Here is a 22,016-nt window from a genome sequence, read left to right on the forward strand (position 1 = left end):
GTAAGTGAGCAACAAACATTCTCAAAAAAAGCGTTCATTCCTGTTTATTGTTTCATTTTATGCCTTATGACAATTTATCCAATTAAATTGTCATTGATCAATACCGATTTGATGTCGCGTAATTGATGATCGATAGCAAGTTGTTCATGGGTCATCGTTGCGGTGACCTCTTTCATAGCGTGCATTTCTTCATTTAATTCGTTGATGTTCGTCACTAATTTGTTCAATGCTTCAATAATCAATTGATTGTTATCCATGGTGAAACACTCCTTTTTGTAATGGTTGAGGTCATTCTCCTTCGTTGATTGGCTGCTTCAAAGTACCAACGGCGGCAACTGCGCGTTTCGTTTTATAAAACAATTTGTATAAAACAAGAACGACGACTGGGATCAGTCCGCATAAGATGTAGATCTGCGAGTAATCAAACAGACCGTGCAAGCTTCCTAATGCATAGGGACCTACGCCTAAGCCGAGGTCCAGCCCGATGAAATAGGTGGAGAGCGCTACGCCGACACGGTGAGGATCGACCTCTTTTAGACAAACGGCTTGGCCATTCGACATGAAGGTGCCATAGCCCAAGCCGACAAAGCAACCCGCAAGCAACAACATCCAGCTGTTGCCGGTAATACTCAATAGGAAAAGACCAAGGGTCAAGAAAAGAAAGCTAGGATACATGACCGCATCTGCGCCATGGCGGTCAAATAGTTTGCCAGTCATTGGTCGTGTGAAGGTCACGGAAAGTGCATAGACGATGAAGAAAAAAGCACCGGCCGTTTCTAACCCAAGGTCACTGGCGTAGATTGACAAGAAGCCGAGAACACTGGAATAAGCCAACCCGATCAAAAAGGCAATCCCGGAAATGAAAAAGACTTTTGGTTCGACAAAGCTTTTGATGGACCATTTTTTTAGTTGTGCTCTGTGTTCTTCTGTTAATGGGATATTTTTGACTGGGAACCAGAAACACGCGATGGCTGTTGCGATTGATAAGATGGTTGCTAACCAAATAATGAAATCAAAGCCGACGGTCGGTAATAATAGCATGCCAATAAAAGGCCCGACTGCCGCTGCTAAACTGGTACTTAATCCATAGTAATTGATCCCTTCGCCATGTTTGGAAGCTGGGATATATGCTGTGACGATCGCATTAGCCGCAGTTGAGACAGCACCATAAGCAAAGCCATTGAAAAAGCGCACAGTATCTAAAATATAAATGTTGACTGAGACCAAATAAGCAGCGGTGGTAATGACATAAAACAATATCCCCCAGCGCAAAACAGCTTTACGACCAACTAATTCTAAAATTTTTCCAACATACAAGCGAGCGATCAAGGTTCCGATAATGTAGATCCCCGCTGCCAAGCCAGCTTGTGCGGTGGATGCCCCTAACTCCTGAGTGGCAAATTTCGCAGTGATGACGACAAAACAATAATACACGAGAAAGACGATAAAATTGATCAAGGTAATCGTGATAAACCCTTTGTTCCATAGTTTTTCATTTTTGGTTGACGGCGTCGAGCTGACGATTCCTTCTTGATTGGTTTCCCTGTCTGACATGTTTCTTCCATTCCTCCTGTTTGTGCTGTGATGCGTTTTACTATACCGAAACTTCCTCTACTTGAAATGCGCTTTTGCTGTTAAAAAAGAGCATTAACAAGAAACATTAACATTTGTTATTGCTTTTTCACTAGAAATGTCTTTTAATGAAGCTTGAATAGAGGATATTTCATCTTTTTTTCAGAAAATGTTGGGTTGGCATGAAGTGAAGGAGTAACGTGGGTGGAGAAACAGATATTACGTGATTATTTAGAAAAACAAGCAATACCGGTCGTTATCCGCAAGAAAAAGAGTTACTTGACGTATGAAGGCATCCCGGATCGGTACGTCTATATTTTAAAAAAAGGCATCATCAAAACTAGCGTAGTGACCCATGAAGGGCGCGAATTCAACTTGCGCTATTTGACGGATTTCGAGATCGTCTCTTTGTTTAAAGACGAATCCTCTCAAGAAGTCGAAGCCCCTTTTAATGTGCGGGTTGAATCAGAAGAAGCCGAATTATACAAAATCGTGCGGGATCAATTTTGGGCAGATGTCAATCGTGACCGTCTGCTACAGGATTATGTCAAAGAGTATTATCGGAGAAACTTGATGGATACGATGAAAAAGATGCAGCAAATGCTGATGAACGGCAAATTCGGTGCTGTCTGTACCCAAATCAATGAGCTCTATGAAACTTTTGGGGTTCAAACAACAGAGGGCGTCTTGATCGACTTTGAAGTCACCAATGAAGAGATCGCTCGCTTTTGCGGCATTACCTCTGCCAGCAGTGTCAATCGAATGATGCAAAAATTACGAGAATCTGGCGCCCTAAAGAGTGTCGATCGAAAACTTTTAGTGACAGATATCGATTTTATTCGGGAGAATATTATTTATTGATCAAAAAAGACTTTGTACGCCTTTTGGTTTCAGGCACACAAAGTCTTTTTTCGATTAAATAAACGTCACTGTTTCCGTCACTTCGATCGCTGGATCTAATGATTGGATCACGGGGCAATTTGGTGAAACGAGTTTTAGGCAACGCGTCGCTTTGTCATGGTCGGCTTCAGCGATTTTCGCATAAAACTGAATGTGGATAGCACTGACTGGTTGGGCTTTTTTGTTGTCGTCCCGGTCATAGCTGACTTCGATCTTTTCGATTTCTGCTTCAACCTTTGAATTCTCTAAGACAGATGCGTATACATAGCCGCCGCAAGCAGCTACCGCACTCACAAGCATTTGGACTGGCGAATAGCCTTTTTCCCGTGCTAACACCCAATTGCCAGTTGGGGTCGTCATTTCAAATTTGTCGCTTCCTTGATGGATCGTCAATGTTTCTACTGTCATCGTTTTTCTCTCCTCACAAAATGATCTGGTTCAACTTCGACCCATTCATACAATGGTGTCAAAGTAATCGTGCTTTGAATTTCCGTTTGTTCCATCGCACCTCTTGCTAACACAGGATCAGCGATCGGCGCTGCTGCTAATAATTTCTTCGTGTAAGGATGCAGCGGATTTTCAAACAAACGGTCGGTAGGTGCCAATTCAACTAATTTCCCTTGATACATGACGGCTGTTCGATCACTGATATGACGAATCACGGACAAGTCATGGGAAATGAATAAATAAGACAATGAAAACTCTTTTTGTAGACGCAGTAGCAATTGGATAATCTGAGCCTGAATGGAGACATCTAATGCCGAAGTCGGTTCGTCACACAAGACGAACGCCGGGCGATTGACCACCGCACGAGCGATACCGATCCGTTGCCGTTGTCCGCCGCTGAAACTGCGAGGCAGTTTATGGACATCATCACCGGTGATCCCGACGATCGCTAAGATTTCTTTGGCTTTCGCTCGAGCAGCATCTTTCGTTTCATGATACAACGGCTCCATCACCAGTTCAAGTGCCGTCATACGGGGATTCAATGATGAATACGGATCTTGGAAAATAATCTGCATTTGCTGATACGCTGCTTTGCGATCTTCTGCCGTCAATGCTGTTAGCTCTTTGCCTTCAAAGAAAATCTCCCCGCTTGTTAAGGTCTCTAAATTTAAAATACTGCGTCCTAAAGTGGTTTTCCCACTCCCAGATTCCCCCACTAGCCCCAATGTCTCGCCCCGATGGATCGTTAGACTGACATCTTCGACCGCTCGGACTTCACTGACAGTGCCGCGCCAGTTTTTACTGCGAAAGATTTTCGTCGCATGTTCTACGCGAATCAGTTCTCCCATTATTCTGTCACCTCCTGATTGCGCCAGACGCGATGTGTCTTAGATAGTTGCGTTTCTTGCAGTTCATCTACCAATGTCTCATGATAGTCAAAGACTTTTAATTCGGCATGCTTGTCGCCTAAATGGGCCGCCTGCAATAATTGTTTCGTATAAGGATGTTCCGGCTGATAAAAAATTTCTTCCGTGGTTCCTTCTTCCACGACTCGGCCTTGATACATCACTTTAATAAAGTCGCACATTCCTGCAACGACCCCAAAGTCATGGGTCACAAGGACGACGGAAAGCTGGTTCTCTCTTTGCAGGTTTTTGATCAATGCCAAAATCTGTGCTTGGATCGTCACATCTAAAGCCGTTGTCGGTTCATCTGCGATCAGCAATTTCGGTTGCGCCAACAAAGCCATGGCAATCATCACCCGCTGACGCATCCCCCCAGATAGCTCATGAGGATATTGTTTCATGCGTTGTGCTGGAAAAGGTATGCCGACTTTTTCTAACTCTTTGACGGCGATTTCTTGTGCTGCTTTTTTCGATACTTTTTGTGAGCGGCGAATCACTTCGATCAAATGATAGCCAATCGTGCGCAAAGGATTTAACGAAGTCATCGGGTCTTGAAAAATCATGGCGATCGGTAATGTTCGACGATCGGTCACTGCTGCTCCTTCAAATGTATAACTGGTATAGTGATCGGTCACTTTATCAGGCAAAAGATCCATGACGCTTTTCATGGTCATACTTTTGCCGCTGCCAGATTCGCCAACGATCCCAACGACTTTGCCCTTAGGAATTACCAGATCAAGATTTTTTACTAACGGTTTCGGACCGGTTTTGCTTTGAAATGTCACATTCAACGCTTCGATCGCTAATAACTCTGTCTTCATCGGTCACACCTCTCTCTGCAAGACATGTTTGATCATGTCGCCGATATTGTTAAAGGAATAGATGGTGAAAATAACAAAGAGCCCTGGAAGAATCGCCATGTATGGTGCCCGCTGCAAGCTGTTTTGCGCGTTTTGCAACAGACTGCCCCACGAAGCCATCGGTTGCTGTATTCCTAAGCCTAGAAAACTCAAAGCCGATTCGGTCATGATCGCTCCTGAAATACTTGCAGATGCCGCAACGATCAAGGTAGGAAGCACTGCTGGGAAAACATGCTTCACGATAATACTAAATGAAGAACGTCCGATAAATTTCCCGTAAGCGACATATTCCCGTTCTTTCGCCGCTAACGTTTCACCACGAATCAAACGAGCGATGTTCATCCAGGAGAAGCCGCCGATCACAATAATAATCGTAGTTAGTCCGGGACGTAAAAAGACGCTCAAAACGATCACTAACACCAACCAAGGAATCGATGACAATACATCGACGAGCCGCATCAGCAGGTTGTCGATCCAACCGCCAAAGTAGCCAGAAACAAGACCGACAAGAGTCCCAATAAACGTCGCTGTGATCATTGCCAAAACACCTACAAACAATGATACCCGACCGCCGTAGACGACCCGAATAAAGTAATCTCGCCCCACTTCATCGGTTCCAAATAAATGAGACCAACTCGGCGGCTGTGACATGTTGCTGACATCCGTTGCATTAGGATCGATGGGGATCAAAGGTGCAACAAGCGACAAAATAATCAATAACGTCAGGAAAACGACAGAAAAGGTATAGATGGGCGAAGCAAGCATGACTTCACTGATTTTTTTGAAACTTTTCATTACTTACTCCCTCCTTTACGGATACGTGGATCAACCACGGAGTATAATACATCCGCTAACAAATTCCCTAAGATGACCAGTGTTGCTGACAACAGCATGATGGCCATGATCACAGGATAATCGAGGCTTTTCGTCGCACTCATCAAGTAAGGGCCGACGCCCGGCCAGCCGTAGATCGTTTCTGTAATGATCGCACCGGTAACTAACATCGGCAACGCCAAGCCGATTTGGGTGACAACGGGAATCAAAATATTTCGACTAATATGACGGCTGAAAATCTGCCATTTGCTGGCATGAAATGCCCGTTGCACCATCACGTAGTCTTCTGAAACTTGTTGTGTCGCTGATGCGCGGATATACCGCGTCAAATCTGGAAAGAAGGCGACTGTCAATGTGGTATATGGCAAAATAAAATGCTGCAGAAAATCGCCAAAATCCCCTTCTTTACCGACCGTATACATGCCAATGATTGGAAACATATTTAATAAGTAACCAAATACATAAATCAAGATCATCGCAAACCAGAAGGTCGGCACAGCGATTCCTAGAGATGCCACAGCGTCAATGATCCGATCCCAAATCTTTCCTTTGTTGGCAGCAGCCAACAGGCCCAAAATGATGGCCAACAACAAGGCAGTCAAATAAGCGGGGATCACTAGGCGCATGGTATTGGGAATCCGAGTCGCAAGTTCTTGTGAAATACTACTTTGAGACACCAAAGAAAATCCAAGATTACCGGTAAGAATATTTCTGATCCAAAGAAAATATTGAACCAAAAAGGGTTGATCCAAGCCATAGCGCTGCCGCAAAAGATCGATTTGCTCTTGCGACATATTGGGTGTCGTGATGGAGTCGATCACATCATACGGTGCGATATGTATAAGTGAAAAAACGATAAAAGAGATCACAAACAGCAAAGGGATTGCTTGCAATACTCGTTTTGCAATGTATCGAAACATAACTGACCTACTTTCTTTTTCATAGAAAAAAGCTGTGATAAAAAAGATTCCTCTTTATCACAGCCAATGGATTTACTTGATTGTCAATTTAGACATATCTTCGAATGTATAGATTGGGATCAAACCTGCATCTTCTACATTACCAATTCGGTTATTGACCGCTAGGATTTTCTTGTTGTCAACGATTGGGTAAATGATCGCTTCATCAGCAATGGCCTTTTGCAAATCATCATACAATGCTTCACGTTTGTCCGTGTCTAATTCAACTGCTGCTTGGGCAAACAAATTGTCAATGGTTTCGCTATTGCTTTGGAAGTAGTTGGCACTACCGCCAGTTTCAAATAGACTGCCGTATAAGTCAGGGTCATTTCCCATGATATACCCGCCAAGGAATAAGTTGTACTTCGTTGAATCAGGTTTCTTCAACTCGGTAAAGATCGCTGTACCATCGCCACCTTCAAGTGTAACCGTTATGCCTGCTTGTTGCAATTGTTGTTGGATCAACGTAGCTTGGATCGTTTGGGCTGGATCGGTTGAGTTGAAAGCCAAATTCAATGACAAATCAGTCACACCAGCTTCTTGTAAAAGTTCTTTTGCTTTTTCAGCATTCGTCTCATATTTTTCAACATCATCAGTAACGTATGGATTGTTTGGTGGCAAGAATGAATATGGTGTTGCGTAATACTCTTCATCTAAATACGCCGCTTGATTTAATTCATCTTTGTTCAACGCATAGAAAACTGCTTGTCGAACTTTCACATCTTGCAAAGCATCTGAGTGAGTGTTCAAGCCTAGATAACCGACACGGTTTTCAGTATAAGGATAAACAGAGATCTGATCATCATCTAAATCTTCAATATCTGAAGGCAAGACAACGGCTGCATCCACTTCCCCTTTTTGCAAAGCGACTTTCGCAGTATCGGTACTTTCGATGATGCGCAACGTCACATTTTGAATCGAAGGCTTGCCGCCATAATAGTTTTCATTGGCTTCAAAAGTAAAGTACTCACCACGTTTGTATTCTTTCAGTTGATACGGACCAGTGCCGACTGGTTTTTCAGGCAGTTCACTGACAGAGAAGTCGGTAACATCTTTAAAGATATGCTCGGGAATGATGTATGTTTCGGTTGCAATATTACTGATCGCTGCCGCACTCGGTGTCGGCAACACGAATTTGACGGTGTATTCATCCACTTTTTCGATCGCGATTGGTTGGTCGTCGACCCAAAGGGAATCGGCATTGCCATTTTCTTTTTTGACTTTTTGTTCATATGTGAAAACAACGTCATCGGCGGTAAAGTCTTCGCCATCTGACCATTTCACATCTTGTTTCAAATGTACTGTCAATGAAAGGCCGTCTTCAGCTGGTTCCACTGATTCTGCCAACGCATTTTGTGTTGTTCCGTCTGCTTCCACTGTAACTAGTGGAGAATAGATCATGTTTGTCACTGTCAATCCCCAACGATCACTGGTGTTGATCGGGTTAGTGGACGATGGGTCCCCGCTGATCGCATAAGTGAATGTTGAATCATCCCCAGCTCCAGCTGCACTACTGGTTGACGTTTCTTCTGTATTTGATCCACCGCAGGCTGCTAGAACAAATCCTAGTCCAACGACGGCAACACTTGCTAAACCTTTTTTCCAATTTATCATTTTTCCATCCTACTTCCTGTTCCTATATAGTAATAGTCGTTTTTAACTTTCTATTCCCATACAGGTATACTAGATTTCTTTGTTACTTCCTCGATGATTGCTTTTACTTCATCGGTCTGATAATATCGAACGACCGTTTGGTAAACGTCATTGTCTGCTTCGTCTGCTCGCGCAGCGATCACATTATAATAAGGCTTGGAGGAATCAGCCACAGGTTCTAAGAAAATCGCATCTTCTGTAGGAACCAAACCAGCATCGACGGCCATGCCATTATTGATCAAAGAAATGTCGACATCGGTCATTGCCCGAGCAGTTTGATTGGAGTCAAGTAGCTCAAATTTCAGGGCTTTGGGATTGTCAATGACATCACTGGTTGTTGGCAGTAAACCTTTTGATTCATCCAAAGTGATCAAACCGGCGGTCTGTAAGAGTAATAGTGCACGGCTCTCATTTGAGACATCATTGGGTAAAGCCACCGTAGCACCATCTGCCAATTCGTTGACATCGGTGATTTTATCGGAATAAATACCAAGTGGGTTTAATGTCGTATAGGCAATCGTCGTGTTGGAATAACCACTTTCTTCGTTGACATTGTCCATAAAAATCTCCGTCAATGCTGCGTGAAGGTCAATTGAGCCATCCTCAAGCGCCACGATTGGCTGACGATAATCGGTGAATTTCACCAATTGCAAGTCGATATTTTCGTTTTCCTTCAATTCTTCCTGCACATGTTCCCAGGCTTCGTTTTGCTCACCCACGACACCCAATTTGACAACGGTGGCTTCCTCATCTGCTTGACTGCTGCCGCAAGCGGCGAAGCTGAACAATGCCAGCAATCCAAGAGCCCCTGTTGCCAATCCCTTTACTACGTTTCTTTTCATCCCTTTTTCCCCTTTTGTTCCCTCCTCAGATCAATCGTCCCGTTTTCTTGACGTATTGCTCAACTAGACCAATTTCACCTCTGTTTCTCAAAACAAATTGTTTTTTCAAAGGAGAAATGGCAAATGCCTGTTGCCGTCAACTGAAAACATCGGACTCACTATTCATATGTAGTGTAACTTTATCCTATACAACTAAAACTGTCAATAAAATTACTCTACAAAAGTAAGTTTTTAACTAGCTGATCTGTGGTCGGGTTATTTGAATATCTTCAGTGCATTTTCTAAGTCATCGATCAAATCTTTACGACTTTCGATCCCAATGGAGATCCGTAAAAGATCCGGCGTCAACCCATAAGATTCTCGTACCTCTTGAGGAATATCCGCGTGGGTCTGTGTCGTTGGATACGTGATGAGACTTTCCACACCACCTAGGCTTTCCGCAAAGGTAAAGACCTGTAATGCTGCTAAAAAGCCGCTGATTTTGGTTTCATCAAGCACCCGAATACTGATCATCGCGCCGGCATTCGGGTACAGCACCTCTTTGATCGCCGGATGGGCTCGTAAAAAACGGCCGACTTCCTTGGCGTTGGCTTCCTGTCGTTCAAAGCGCAACGGCAGCGTCTTTAAACTTCGGATAAATAACCACGTATCAAAGCTGCTCAAAGTCGGGCCTGAAGTATTGGCTAAATAATTCAAACGCTCCCCTACTTGCGCATCTTTGGCGATCACGACACCAGCCAAAATATCATTGTGACCAGATAAGAATTTGGTGCCTGAATGGATCACTAGATCCGCGCCTTCTTCTAATGGCAACTGCCGTAACGGCGTCAAAAAGGTATTATCCACGATCAATAGTGCCCCATGATCGTGAGCAAGCTTGGCGGTTTCAGCAATATCCGTCACGGTCATCAAAGGATTCGTTGGGGTCTCTAAAAAGACAGCCGTTACCTCGTCAGTTAATTTTTCACTTAATTCTGTTACAGTACTGAAGGTATCGAAGAATGCCCGTTGGCTTTTTTCCAATTCCGCAAAATAGCGAAAGCTGCCGCCATACAAATCACGAGAAACCAAAAAGCGACTCCCGCTGGTAAATAAGTCAAAAATCAAAGCGATCGCACTCATGCCAGAGCTGGTCACTACTGCCCGAGCTCCTTTTTCTAATTCGGCAAGACCCGCTTCTAAAATATCCCGGGTCGGATTTTTGGTCCGAGTATAATCATAGCCGGTACTTTGCCCCAATTCAGGATGTGCAAAGGTCGTGGAAAGATAAATTGGCGGACTGATCGCCCCGGTTTGCTGATCCGAATGATTGCCTAATTGGGCCAGAAAAGTTGCTGTATCAATGGTCATGTCGTTCCTCCTTTTTGATTGCCTCGATCAAACGATCAAGGGCTTTTTGAATGATCGTTGGTGTTGTCGCAAGATTCAGACGAATCATGCCCTGACCGTCTTTGGCGAACCATTCCCCATAATCGACTGCGAGACCGGCAGTATCTTGGACCACCTGCTTGGTTCGTTCTTTGGCGATGACTTGCCTCAGATCGACCCAGAGAAGATAGGTTCCTTCTAATGGCAGGAGCTCAATTTTGGGAAATGCTTCTTGCAGTTGCTGGCGGACCATTTGTTCATTGGCAGCAATCACCAAAAGCAGGTCATCTAGCCATTGATCCCCCGATTCATACGCGGCTTTCGCAGCCACCAATCCCAAACGATTGACTTCCGTCTGCTTGTATTGTCGGCACCAAGCCTGATAGGCTCTGCGCATCTCTAAATCAGGAATCCAAACATGAGAGAGTAACAATCCTGCTAAGTTGAAGGTTTTTGAGGGCGAATCCAGAACGATCAGCTTCTCAAAGCCGAACCCCTGTGCCACTGTCACGGCTGAAACAAATTGCTGCTCACCGAGTATCAGTTCACGATGGATCTCGTCGGCGATCACGACAACCTCATGTTTTTGGCAAATGGCCAATAACTGATGCAATTCTTTCTCTTGCCAGACCCGCCCTACTGGATTGTGGGGGGAGCAGAGAATAAATAGTTTCACTTTTTCTTCAATGATTTTGGCTTCAAAAGCAGCAAAATCGATTTGATAGGAATTCTTCACCTTTTGCAAGGGTGCTTCTATCAAGCGCCTTTTCGTCTCTTTGATGCTGTCAAAAAAGGGATAATAGACGGGCGGCTGGATCAAGATGCCATCGTCAGGTTCTGTGAAACAATGAAGCAAATCAACCAAAGATTGGACGACCCCTGTGGAAAACGAGAGCCATTTTTCTTCGAATTTCGTCCCCCAGTGGCGATCTTGCCAAGCTTGATAGGCTAAAAAATAGCCTGAGGGGGGAATCGCATAGCCAAAGGTTCCTTGAGCAACCAGTTGCTGCAAGGCTTCTTCCACTGCCTTTGGCGCCGCAAAATCCATATCAGCTACCCATAAAGGCAAAAGCTTTTCTCCTTGGAACCGTTGATCCACAAGATCCCATTTTAAAGAATTGGTGCCTTTTCGCTGCCTGGCATAGTGGGAGAGAAAATGCTCAATCGTCATTGATACTCACCCGACCTTCTGGCTCACTGCCAATTCGGTAACCTTCTTTCGTTGGCATGACGGACAGGTCATACGGCGTTCGCAAATAGGTTTCATTGATCCAATTGCTGAAAAACAAAGAGGCATGTCCCCGCCAACGGTTGGTGATTTTTCCCCCTAAGCGGTCATAAGCAAAGTAATTTTTGGGCAACGCGGTATCTAAGCCCCGTTCCATGTCTCGCAAGTACTCTTCATTCAAGGTCGCTGAATGGTATTCAAAATGTCCTAGCAAGAAGGCATTTTTATGATCTTCTGATACGAAGATGGAAGGCCCTGTTTCAACGCCCGCTGCCAATATTTCTAAAGGCGCTTGGGCCAGCTGGACATCATCGATGCCAGTATAGCGCGAATGCGGTGTATAAAAGACGTCGTCAAAGCCCCGAACCAGTGGATGAAAATGCGTGACTGTTTGTTCGAAGACACCGAACAATTTGCTTTGGTACAACACTTTGTCGATACCGTAATGGTAATAAAGCCCCGCTTGTGCCCCCCAGCAAATATGTAGGACTGAAGTGCAATTCGTCTGACTCCAATCCATGATTTTTTGTAGTTCTTGCCAATAGTCAATGGCTTCGAATGCCATTTTTTCAACTGGGGCTCCGGTGATGATCAAGCCATCGAATCGTTGCGGCTGGATCACTGAAAATTCTTGATAAAACTTTTCCATGTGATCGACAGAGGTGTTTTTGCTTTCGTGGTATTTCATTTTTAGTAAAGTCACCTCAATTTGCAGTGGACTTTGGGAAAGTAAACGCAACAACTGATTTTCTGTAGCGATCTTTTTCGGCATCAAATTGACGATCGCGATTTTCAAGGGACGGATCTCTTGCTTCGCCGCTTTATGCTGCAGTAAGGCAAAGACATTTTCTTTTTGCAGGACCGCTGCAGCGGGTAATTCTTTGGGAATAATGATTGGCATTGCTTCAACCCCTTACAGATAAATTTCTTGTTGAAGAGAAAGCGAACAGTTTCGGCTGTGAAAAACAAAAAAAGCCGCCCTTTTATCCTTATGGATAAAAGGGACGACTTGATGCGCGTTACCACCCTAATTCGTGCTATTCTCACAAATAACACCTCAACAGTACACTATGATACTTGGCGCTGTAACGGGCGCATGCCGTTTTGCTGGCGTGAACCAACAAAAAAACTCAGAGCTCATCTTCACTGATCACCGCATGTCTCCTTTTTCACCAACCGGAGTCTCTGTACCTTTGTTGATCTGCTACTCTTCTCTTCAACGTTATCGAAATCTTTGTTTAATTTTAAAAAATTATAATTGTTTTTTCATTTACTGTCAACGGCAAGTTGAGACTTTTTCTTAGATTTCTTCTAAATATAAGTATTGCTGACCCATTTTTTCATAGATCGCTGCTAAGTCTTCTTTGCTGACTTCGCGATCCTTATGCCCATAAGGGTCGTTGACATACATCGTATCACCATCGATGCCAGTGATCACTACCGAATGGATCAATGCAGTCACAAGGATTTCGCCATTTTGGGTATTCCATTGAAAGAAATCAGCATCGGTAGGTACTTGTAATTCTAACGTCGCGATCATCCAAACTGGTTTCCCAGATTGCAGGACTTTGACGATCTCATCAAAACTTTTGTCTCGTCCACTAACGACTTCATATTGCTCTTTTACAATACTTTCGGCGACATCAGTGATCGGTTCTACGTCAACACCCATCGCGCTATCGCCGCCATAGATGTTTCCAACAAAGCCTTCTCGCGGATCTCCATGGTGATTAAAATCCTCATAAAGTGGGACATACACTAATTCTTCTGCCAATTGATTTTTATTGGTATCAAATCCGTAAAAATTCAAGAGCATCGATAAAGCCGTTACTTCACAACCATTTCCTAACGTAACTTCATCGAATTGATTTTCTAACGGAACATCCAATTGAATAACGTCACTGTATTCAGGCTCTGGTGTTTGTTCTTCATCCGAAAGTGCTAGTGTCAATTCATCCTCTATCTTTTCAAAGGGGGACTGCCCATTCTTACTGTCATAAAAAATCAGCAGAAAGAAGAGCATCAAGACGAACATACCTAAAAGTAACCGTTTTAACTTTTTCTTCTTCATCTACTTCCTCCTCTTTTATATTATAACTTATTTCTGTTTATTATTTCACTATAATAAACGTTTTAAGAAGGAGTATTTTCTTAATCTGAATACAAAAAAATAGACCCGTTTACGCAGCGGGTCTATTCAAACTGGCGCTTATGCCGCTTTCTTCTGTTTCTGAATAAAGCGTCCTTTTGCTTTTGAAAACGAACGAATATCAAATTGTTTGCTTAAGGCACCTGCAACAAAATAAGCCAAATTGAAATCGATCAAGCTATGGATCAAGCCACCGATCCCCATCAAAACGAACAAGAAATAGTAGAAATTGCCATCGAATGCTGTCCCTGGTACATTTCCTGTGAAGTAAAAGGCGGCAACGACTGCCATTTCAACGGCAGAATGAATCAGTCCGATAATCAAGTTAAAGCTCTGAAATTTGATATTCAATAAAGAGGGTTTGCCATCTTTCAGTAAAATATCTGGGTGCTTCTGTAAATAAAAGGCACCGATGACTGCAAAAACAACATGGGACAATGCCCGTAATGCAATGATTGGTGGTAGTGTTAAGAAAAAGCCAAAGGTCGTTCCTAAAGCTACAGCGATCGCCATCGCTGGTGAAAAGAACATCGCCACAAATACGGGAACATGGCTAGCTAAGGTAAAAGATGCAGGTCCGATGACGATTTTGGGCATTACCATGGGAATGACGATCCCCATGCCGATTAACAATGCAGCGATCGTTAAATGGCGGATGGAATGATTTTTCATTTATACTCTCTCCTTAAATGTGTCATGACAGTTCTGTCTTGCTTATTCTACTGGTATTTCCACAAGGTGTCAAGACACACAAAAAAAAAAAAAAAAACGAATGTTTATTCAACATCCGTTTTTATAGAAGTTATCCTTTGCGCGCTTGCATTTCATTGCTTAATTTGGCAAATTCCGCTAACGACAGCGTTTCTCCACGACGTTTCGGATCGATCCCACTTGCTTCTAAACTGTCTGCCAACCACTGTTTGGTTTCTTCATCTTTTCCATAGCTATTTTGCAAATTGTTCCAAAGGGTTTTACGACGCAACTGAAAGGCTGCTTTCGTTAATTTAAAGAACTCTTTTTCATCGGTGACTGCGACCGCTGGTTGTGGACGGCGCGTCAATTTCAAAATAGCCGAATCAACATTCGGTTGGGGTACAAAAACGGTTTTCGGGACGATGAATGCCAGTTTTGCTTCCATGTAGTATTGCACAGCGATCGACAACGAGCCATAGGCTTTGGTCCCGGGAACTGCTGAGATTCGATCAGCCACTTCTTTTTGCATCATCACGACCATTTCATCTACTGGTACCTGAGACTCTAAAAAGTGCATCATGATAGGCGTAGTAATATAATAAGGCAGATTTGCGACAACTTTTAATGAAGCAGCCGTATCGCTGAATTCTGACCGAATGGTCGTTGATAGGTCTGCTTGCAAGACATCTTGATGAATGATCTTTACGTTTGCGTAAGGCTGCATCGTATCAGCTAATACAGGGATCAACCGATCATCGATTTCAAACGCCAACACTTGCTTGGCGTGTTTTGCCAACTGTTCGGTCAGCGCACCGATTCCAGGTCCAACCTCAATGACGTTTGTCGTTTCGTCGATGCCTGCTGTTTCTACGATTTTCCGTAAAATATTCGGTTCTGTTAAGAAGTTTTGTCCTAAACTTTTTTTAAAGGTAAAGCCATGTTTCGCTAAAATCTCTTTGGTTCTTGAGGGGGTTGCTATATCCCGTTCTTCCTTCACAATTCTTCCTCCACTGTTTTCATAGCTTCTGCCAACTCTGCATCGGTGATACGAAACATTGCCAGCCGCTTCTCTAATTGTTTGCCGTTCGTATAGCCGATGCGTAAAAGATCTCCTAGCCGCTCTCGTTTCTCTTTTGCTCCAGCGCCTGCGATCAAGCCATACGCTAATAACTGTTGGCGATCAATGGTTCCTTCACTGACTTCATTTGAAGCAATCGGGGTTACGACTTTTCGCAAGGCTTCTTTCAATGCTTCATGGCTGGCGTGTTCCACGCCCAAACTGCCTTTGCTTTTCGGTGCTGCCTGACTGCGCGGTAAAAAGGCATGCTTGGCATCCGGAACCACTTCCATAATGATTTTGCGGATCTTTTCTCCCGAAAAATCGGGATCGGTAAACACGATGACCCCTCGTGTTTCTTGGGCATGCTCGATTTGATCAAGGATCGTATCATCGATCGCTGAACCGATCGTTTCGATCGTATCTACTTCGAACACTTCTTGCAATCGACGGGTGTCGTCTTTGCCTTCGACGACAATGATTTCTTCGATTTTCGGTTTATCAGTCATTGATCCTAAACAAGCGGTGGGCATTTTTTGTCGTGTAGGCCGCAACATCAGCGACCGCTTCTTGCCGCAGCTCCGCGATTTTATCCACCACATAATGGGTATAGCCGGGTTCATTGCGTTTGCCGCGATAAGGAACAGGGGCTAAATACGGCGCGTCAGTCTCAACGAGTAGCCGATCTTGTGGTACGACTAGTGCAGCTTCTTGTACCTCCGTGGCCTTTTTGAAGGTCACGACACCACTAAAGGAAATGTACATTCCTATATCCAAGAACTTTTTCGCCCATTCTCCGTCTCCACTAAAGCTGTGCATAATACCACCGATTGTTTGGACTTTTTCATCCTTTAAGATCGCATAGGTATCTTCTAAGGCTTCACGGGTATGAATACTGATGGGCAGCTGATGTTCACGAGCGATTGCCATTTGCCGACGAAAGACCTTTTCTTGAACTTCTTTCGGATCTTCCATCCAATGGTAGTCTAAACCGATTTCACCTAAGGCAACGACTTTTGGTCGTTCCAAGCGCTCTTGCAAATAGGTTTCTACGTGTGGGGTATAAGAACCAGCTTCGGTGGGATGCCAACCGATAATGCTGTAAATGCCAGGATATTCTTTGCTTAATGCTAACGATTTTTCAATCGTTGGCTGATCGAAACCGACGACCGCCATCTCCGTTACTCCTAGTTCATGCGCACGGGCGACGGTTTCGGGAATGTCTTCGTTAAACTGTTCTGCATTCAAATGTGTATGAGAATCAAAAATCATGAAATCTCCTCCTTAGTCCTTCTATACTCTAGCATATTTTGACGGTTTAAGAAACGAATCCTCTCCGCTTTTTTCAGCAGTTTAAGAAAACTTTCAGCAAGCAAAAAAAATCCGCCCAAAGTTGGAGGACGCCGAAGCTTATTTTCTCTATACTGAGGGTAACGAAATCGTATGGAGGTGGAAATATGGAACGATCAAAAATTGATCCCGGCCGCTTTTTTTCTGGCCAAAAAGCAGCAACTAAAGGCACGTTAAAAAATCAATATCACTACTATCGGCAGCAAAATGCCCATCAAGCATTCAATAGCGATTTTCAGCGAAATTTCCAGCAAGATTTCCCCAATTTTGCTACATGGCTAAAACTGCAGCAGCAGACGCCACAAAAGAATCAAACAGCGACTTTTTCTCACTGGTTATTGGTTGGTTTCTTCGGACTTTTGACGGCAGCAAGTTTTTCGCAACAGCTCTTATTCCTACTTTTTGTCTTTGTCATAGCTGCTCTCGTCAAAGGCCCAGGCATGATCTTATGGGGCATCGTTTATTCCTTCTTAGTTAGTCTGTTTCCTCCATTGGGTATCGTTCTTTCTGGCTTGTTTTTCTTACTGACCTTGCGTCAATTAACCAAAAATGTCACTTTCGTTTTGACTGCATTGTACTTTTACGGCTATCCGTTTGTCATCACAGCCCTCCAGCACTTCACGAATTGGGACCCGCAATGGCTGTGGGTCGGGAGTATCGGTTTTGCCTTGATCAGTGGCCATTTTGTCTTACAGCAAAACTATCCCTTTGCTTCAAGTAAAAGTCTCGCATGGGCGATCATCTCTGTCCCTTATGATTGTGTCATGGCTTTGATCCCTGTCAAACACAAGGCACGCTTCAAACGATTGGTGAAAATCAAATAATTGCGATCTAGGATACAAAAGATAGGCTGTTGCAGCTTCTTTTGTATCTTTTTTAATGGAAAAATCAAGCGAAATACGATGGATATTTTTTGTTATTTTTGCTTCCGTATGATTGCTTTTTTTGTAAGAATCTACTATGCTAGAAACTAGCAAATCAAAAAAGGAGCCACGCCATGTACACCCTCATTCTTATTGCATTCCTCCTTACGGGCTTGCTAGTTTACTCCTTTATTATTGAACCGCATCTTCTCAAACAACGGCATTATCTCATAAAAAAAGACAAGCGCACCGTCTTAGATATTTCAAAAGCTTATGACCTTTACCAAGCAGAAAGCAATATCGTGATTGCCCATATCAGTGATCTCCATTTTTCTCGTTGGTTTAAACCAAGACGAATGAATCGCATCATTCGATCAACGATCCAAAACAAGCCGGATCTGATCATCATCACGGGGGATCTGATCGATAATTATAAAAAATGGCCGCATCGTTCAACCAAGCGACTGATCGAAAAGCTGAAAAAATTGCAAGCGCCTCTGGGTAAGATCGCAGTTATGGGGAACCATGACCATTTGAATGACGGTCATTACTTTGTTAAGGAAATATACCAGCATGCAGGGTTTACCTTACTTGATAATGAGTCGGTTTTTGGTTCTGATGACAAGACGTCGATGAATATTGTCGGTATCGATATAGAAAGTCCGAAAGTCAGTTTTACCTATGAAGCAACCTTAGCAGAATGGCAGCTGCTTTTGCTCCATGAACCCGATTATGTTTCTCGGATCACCAATCTGCCAAACTACGACTTGATTCTTTCTGGCCATAGCCATGGCGGGCAGATTCGCTTGCCTTTTTATTATGCGAAAACAAAGGGCGCGTTGAAATATACCGATGGGCTCTACCTTTTAGGAAATGAGACCTTATTGAGTGTTTCCAGTGGGGTCGGTATGACCAAGATTCCCGCCCGACTCGGCGTCCCGCCAGAGATCCTTTATTACCATTTAGAACCGCAACAGCAATTGAACGTTTCTTAACTGTTCATCGTTGTAATTGGGAAAAAATCAGCAAATCGTTTCAGCAAACGTTCGATTCGCTGATTTTCTTTTTGCCCCTATCGTGTTAAAATATACCAAATAAATACTTTTAAACAATTAGGAGGAACCAAAAAATGGTCATCTCAGGAACACTCTGGTTTTTGATCGCCTTCTTTGCTTATACAGCCTATGTTTACGGTCAGGGGTTGTACTTTCCTGTCATCGCATTTCTTGCTGCCTTGATGGGCTGCGGATTTTATCTCTTTGCTTTTCTCCAGCACAAAAATACGACGAAAAAACATCCTTAGCCAGAACGAGCTAAGGATGTTTTTGTATTATTGATTCAAGCCTTGATAAATCGTCTCGAGATTCCACTTCATCATGTTATAGTAGCTGTCGCCTTCTTCTCCCGGTTCTGCAATCGAATCGGTAAAGACGGTTCCGAAAATCGGAATGCCCGCATCACGAGAAACACTTTGCATTGGACGAGTATTGACGCTGCTTTCGACAAACAAGGAAGCGACGGCTGAGTTTTGCAGCTGATCCACTAAGTTTTTGATTTGCGCAGGGGTACCTTCTTCTTCGGTATTGATTTCCCAAATATAGGCAGACGGTACACCATAGGCTTTAGAGAAGTATTTGAAGGCTCCCTCACTGGTGACGATCAATTTCTTCTCTTCAGGAATCGATTGGAAGTTTTCCTTCGCTTGCTGATCCAGTTCTTCTAATGAAGCCAAGTAGCGTTCAAGGTTTTCTTCATAGAAAGAGCGATTGTCAGGGTCCTTTTCACTCAGGCGTTGAGCGATGTTACGGGCATAGATCATGCCGTTTTCTAGATTTAACCATGCATGAGGATCGGCTTTGCTGTGGTCTTCATCATCAGATAAATAAAGCACATCCACGCCATCACTGACGGCAAAGTAATCTTCATTTTCTACCTTATTGGCATTGTTCATCAATTTGGTAAACCAGCCATTGCCGCCAGTTTCTAGATTCAAGCCGTTGTAAAGGATAAGATCAGCATCGGTCGCTTTTCGAACATCTTCCACTAAAGGTTCATATTCATGGGGATCACGCCCCACTGGTACGATACTGTGAAGATCGATTCGATCACCGGCAATGTTTTCCGTAATATCAGCAATGATCGAATTGGTCGCTACTACTGAAAGTTTCCCTTCTGTTTGGGCCATCTGTCCGTTTTGCTGTGCCAAAAAGAAGCCACCGGCTACAGCTGCCGTTGCTAAAACCGCTGTCGCTGACCAGCGCTTGACTGGACTGGTCTTTTGTTTTGGTGAGAACAAGAAACCGATCACGAAAAAGGCTCCTGCGGTCAAAACGATACTTGATCCTGCGGCAATATTAAAGCTGTACCCGATAAACAAGCCGATAAATGAGGCGAGACCACCTAAAACCCCTGCGATGATCATCATATGCTTCAATTGTTTTGTATATAAATAAGCCGTTGCTGCTGGAGTGACTAATAAAGCCACGATCAAGATCGTTCCGACGCTTTGCATCGCTGTCACTGAAACCAAAGTTAATAAGAACATCAATAAGTAGTGATAGGCTTGCACTTTCATCCCAAAGGCCTTTGCCATCATCGGATCAAAAGAAGTGATCAGCAGTGGACGGAAGAAGAGGATGATCACTGCCAGCACAAGGATAGCGATAGCGATCGTCAGCCATTTGTCGCTATCTTGCACCGCTAGCACATTCCCAAACAAAATGTGAAACAAATCAGTCGAACTGTTTGCTACCCCAATTAAGATAACCCCTAAAGCTAGAAACGAACTAAAGGTGATACCGATCGCCGTATCGCTTTTGATCAGGCTGTTATTGGCGATATAGGTAATGATCATGGAGGCTAAAATCCCAAAGAAGATTGCCCCGACAAAAAAGTGAACGCCGAAGATATAAGACAAGGCTACCCCTGGTAAGACCGCATGAGAGATTGCATCCCCCATCAAGGACATCCCTCGTAAGATGATAAAACAACCAATCACCCCTGCGACGATCCCGATCGCGACTGCCGTGATCAAGGCATTTTGTAAGAAATGATAGTTACTTAAACTCGTAAAAAAGCTTGTCAACATGTTAAACGCCTCCTTTCACGATGATCGCATCACCAAATGTTTGCTTCAAATTGCTTTCGGTAAAGACTTCACTGACTGGTCCCGCAGCGATCAGGGTTTGATTGAGAAAAACCAAGTAATCAAAGTATTCGGTGATTTTCCCCAGATCATGATGAACGATAAAAATCGTCTTTCCGGCATCTCGCAAGTTACGCAACAGGCCGACGATGATCGCTTCACTGGTGGCATCGATCCCTACAAAGGGCTCATCGAGGAAGATATAGTTAGCATCTTGCACCAACGTTCGAGCAATCAAGACCCGCTGAAACTGCCCACCGGACAATTCCCCAATCTGACGCTCCGCAAAGGATTCCATTTCTACCGCTGCCAGAGCGGCTGTCACTTTCTGCCAATCGTAGGCCGACATTCTTTGGAACATGCGCATCTTAGGATACAAGCCTAAAGATACGACTTCTTTGACTGTGATCGGAAACGTGTAATCAACCGCTGTCTTTTGTTCGACATAGGCAATTTCCTTTTGAAAGTCTTTTAACGCTTTTTTGTTGACACTCATGTTCCCACTGGAAGGGATCAACTTCAACGCCGCTTTGATCAGCGTCGACTTCCCTGCCCCATTTGGTCCGATGATCCCTACGATTGCTGGTTTCTCTACTTGAAACGACAAATCCGAGATCACTTGATGATTGCCATCATAGGCTGCGGATATTTCTGAAAAAGTAATCATTATTTTCACTCCATTTCCATAGTTAAGGATAGTTTATTTATTTTTTAGGTAGACCTAACTTATTTTTATTATACAAGAAAGGATTGGTTTTGCAAGACAGTTCTCTTGATTTTTTTAAGAAACACCGCAATTTTTTGGCAATGGTTCTTGAAACCCAAGATTCTATCTCTATTTATTGAATAAAAATTGGCGACCACAAATACTGATTCCACTAATTTCTTTCTATCTTTTGATCGCAAAGCGTTTAATTTATTTTCAATAAAAGAGATCGTTCCTCGGCACCTCAGTGACGTACTTTTTTTCAATAACAGAAAAGAGACAAATCAAATCTCATTTCATACTCCCTTCATGATTAATACCAAACAAATCAAAGAATTAGTAATTCTTCTATTTCCACAAATTCACGAATCTACTCTTTTTTATGATGACCAAGAAACCCTTTCATCTCGACTAAAACGCTTTATAAATTAAACTTTTCTAATTATTATGTGATTTTTCGAACAAAACCTAAAAATAACATGACA

At 43.5% G+C, this 22,016-nt stretch carries 23 protein-coding genes; 4 read left to right on the forward strand and 19 right to left on the reverse strand.

Going from position 1 to position 22,016, the window contains the following annotated elements; genetic code table 11:
- Positions 1-74: 74 nt before the first annotated feature.
- Positions 75-257: a hypothetical protein gene (locus tag IGJ42_RS10915; protein ID WP_005225550.1), complete on the reverse strand. Its 183-nt coding sequence runs from the start codon at positions 255-257 to the stop codon at positions 75-77.
- A 31-nt stretch (positions 258-288) separates the two neighbouring features.
- Positions 289-1,554, reverse strand: coding sequence for an MFS transporter (locus IGJ42_RS10920; RefSeq protein WP_429969271.1), 1,266 nt, complete (start codon positions 1,552-1,554; stop codon positions 289-291).
- A gap of 222 nt (positions 1,555-1,776) precedes the next feature.
- On the opposite strand from IGJ42_RS10920, the gene IGJ42_RS10925 reads away from it, so the two are divergent.
- Positions 1,777-2,433 (forward strand): Crp/Fnr family transcriptional regulator, encoded by a 657-nt coding sequence (locus IGJ42_RS10925; RefSeq protein ID WP_061054390.1) that lies wholly within the window; start codon positions 1,777-1,779, stop codon positions 2,431-2,433.
- Positions 2,434-2,487: 54 nt separating this feature from the next.
- Here IGJ42_RS10925 and IGJ42_RS10930 read toward each other — a convergent pair whose 3' ends face one another.
- From IGJ42_RS10930 to IGJ42_RS11000, 15 genes are all read right to left on the reverse strand, one after another.
- Positions 2,488-2,880: an OsmC family protein gene (locus IGJ42_RS10930; protein WP_016613552.1), complete on the reverse strand. Its 393-nt coding sequence runs from the start codon at positions 2,878-2,880 to the stop codon at positions 2,488-2,490.
- Positions 2,877-3,767, reverse strand: coding sequence for an ATP-binding cassette domain-containing protein (locus tag IGJ42_RS10935; RefSeq protein WP_144330506.1), 891 nt, complete (start codon positions 3,765-3,767; stop codon positions 2,877-2,879). Before IGJ42_RS10935 ends, IGJ42_RS10930 begins: the two co-directional genes overlap by 4 nt.
- Positions 3,767-4,645 (reverse strand): ABC transporter ATP-binding protein, encoded by an 879-nt coding sequence (locus tag IGJ42_RS10940; protein ID WP_144330505.1) that lies wholly within the window; start codon positions 4,643-4,645, stop codon positions 3,767-3,769. The genes IGJ42_RS10935 and IGJ42_RS10940 overlap by 1 nt, the downstream gene beginning before the upstream one ends.
- Positions 4,646-4,648: 3 nt before the next feature.
- Complete coding sequence (locus IGJ42_RS10945; protein ID WP_430615398.1) at positions 4,649-5,479, reverse strand: ABC transporter permease; 831 nt, start codon at positions 5,477-5,479, stop codon at positions 4,649-4,651.
- Entirely contained in the window at positions 5,479-6,438 is a 960-nt protein-coding gene (locus IGJ42_RS10950; RefSeq protein WP_005234830.1) for an ABC transporter permease, read from the reverse strand. Before IGJ42_RS10950 ends, IGJ42_RS10945 begins: the two co-directional genes overlap by 1 nt.
- Before the next feature lie 72 nt (positions 6,439-6,510).
- On the reverse strand, positions 6,511-8,091 hold the full coding sequence (locus IGJ42_RS10955; RefSeq protein ID WP_301389159.1) for an ABC transporter substrate-binding protein: 1,581 nt from the start codon (positions 8,089-8,091) through the stop codon (positions 6,511-6,513).
- A 50-nt stretch (positions 8,092-8,141) separates the two neighbouring features.
- The gene (locus IGJ42_RS10960) at positions 8,142-8,972 is read right to left on the reverse strand and encodes a MetQ/NlpA family ABC transporter substrate-binding protein (protein WP_005234826.1); all 831 of its coding nucleotides are present in this window, start codon (positions 8,970-8,972) and stop codon (positions 8,142-8,144) included.
- Between the two features lie 255 nt (positions 8,973-9,227).
- Positions 9,228-10,322: an aminotransferase class I/II-fold pyridoxal phosphate-dependent enzyme gene (locus tag IGJ42_RS10965; RefSeq protein ID WP_430615401.1), complete on the reverse strand. Its 1,095-nt coding sequence runs from the start codon at positions 10,320-10,322 to the stop codon at positions 9,228-9,230.
- Positions 10,312-11,511, reverse strand: coding sequence for a MalY/PatB family protein (locus IGJ42_RS10970; protein ID WP_429969274.1), 1,200 nt, complete (start codon positions 11,509-11,511; stop codon positions 10,312-10,314). The genes IGJ42_RS10965 and IGJ42_RS10970 overlap by 11 nt, the downstream gene beginning before the upstream one ends.
- On the reverse strand, positions 11,501-12,469 hold the full coding sequence (locus IGJ42_RS10975) for a homoserine O-succinyltransferase (protein ID WP_244732169.1): 969 nt from the start codon (positions 12,467-12,469) through the stop codon (positions 11,501-11,503). The genes IGJ42_RS10970 and IGJ42_RS10975 overlap by 11 nt, the downstream gene beginning before the upstream one ends.
- A gap of 399 nt (positions 12,470-12,868) precedes the next feature.
- Complete coding sequence (locus tag IGJ42_RS10980) at positions 12,869-13,639, reverse strand: C39 family peptidase (RefSeq protein ID WP_016621560.1); 771 nt, start codon at positions 13,637-13,639, stop codon at positions 12,869-12,871.
- A 138-nt stretch (positions 13,640-13,777) separates the two neighbouring features.
- Positions 13,778-14,389 carry a hypothetical protein gene (locus tag IGJ42_RS10985; protein ID WP_042890476.1) on the reverse strand — a complete coding sequence of 204 codons (612 nt, stop codon included), beginning with the start codon at positions 14,387-14,389 and terminating at the stop codon, positions 13,778-13,780.
- Between the two features lie 130 nt (positions 14,390-14,519).
- Positions 14,520-15,407 carry a 16S rRNA (adenine(1518)-N(6)/adenine(1519)-N(6))-dimethyltransferase RsmA gene (gene rsmA / locus IGJ42_RS10990; RefSeq protein ID WP_008378923.1) on the reverse strand — a complete coding sequence of 296 codons (888 nt, stop codon included), beginning with the start codon at positions 15,405-15,407 and terminating at the stop codon, positions 14,520-14,522.
- A complete protein-coding gene (rnmV, locus tag IGJ42_RS10995) occupies positions 15,404-15,976 on the reverse strand; it encodes a ribonuclease M5 (RefSeq protein WP_005234813.1) in 573 nt (190 codons plus the stop codon). Before rnmV ends, rsmA begins: the two co-directional genes overlap by 4 nt.
- Positions 15,969-16,739, reverse strand: a complete 771-nt coding sequence (locus IGJ42_RS11000) for a TatD family hydrolase (protein ID WP_429969276.1) — start codon at positions 16,737-16,739, stop codon at positions 15,969-15,971. Before IGJ42_RS11000 ends, rnmV begins: the two co-directional genes overlap by 8 nt.
- 185 nt (positions 16,740-16,924) lie before the next feature.
- Between IGJ42_RS11000 and IGJ42_RS11005 the strand changes: the two genes are divergently transcribed.
- From IGJ42_RS11005 to IGJ42_RS11015, 3 genes are all read left to right on the forward strand, one after another.
- Positions 16,925-17,641, forward strand: coding sequence for a hypothetical protein (locus IGJ42_RS11005; RefSeq protein WP_005234809.1), 717 nt, complete (start codon positions 16,925-16,927; stop codon positions 17,639-17,641).
- 173 nt (positions 17,642-17,814) lie between these two features.
- A complete protein-coding gene (locus tag IGJ42_RS11010; RefSeq protein WP_005234806.1) occupies positions 17,815-18,675 on the forward strand; it encodes a metallophosphoesterase in 861 nt (286 codons plus the stop codon).
- 134 nt (positions 18,676-18,809) lie between these two features.
- Positions 18,810-18,983: a hypothetical protein gene (locus tag IGJ42_RS11015; protein WP_005234804.1), complete on the forward strand. Its 174-nt coding sequence runs from the start codon at positions 18,810-18,812 to the stop codon at positions 18,981-18,983.
- A gap of 27 nt (positions 18,984-19,010) precedes the next feature.
- On the opposite strand, the gene IGJ42_RS11020 is transcribed toward IGJ42_RS11015, so the two are convergent.
- Entirely contained in the window at positions 19,011-20,768 is a 1,758-nt protein-coding gene (locus IGJ42_RS11020) for a metal ABC transporter permease subunit (protein ID WP_008378930.1), read from the reverse strand.
- 1 nt (position 20,769) lies between these two features.
- Positions 20,770-21,492 carry a metal ABC transporter ATP-binding protein gene (locus IGJ42_RS11025; RefSeq protein WP_194188393.1) on the reverse strand — a complete coding sequence of 241 codons (723 nt, stop codon included), beginning with the start codon at positions 21,490-21,492 and terminating at the stop codon, positions 20,770-20,772.
- Between the last annotated feature and the right edge of the window lie 524 nt (positions 21,493-22,016).

This window comes from Enterococcus sp. DIV1067f, assembly GCF_050543505.1.
Lineage (GTDB): Bacteria > Bacillota > Bacilli > Lactobacillales > Enterococcaceae > Enterococcus_D > Enterococcus_D entomosocium.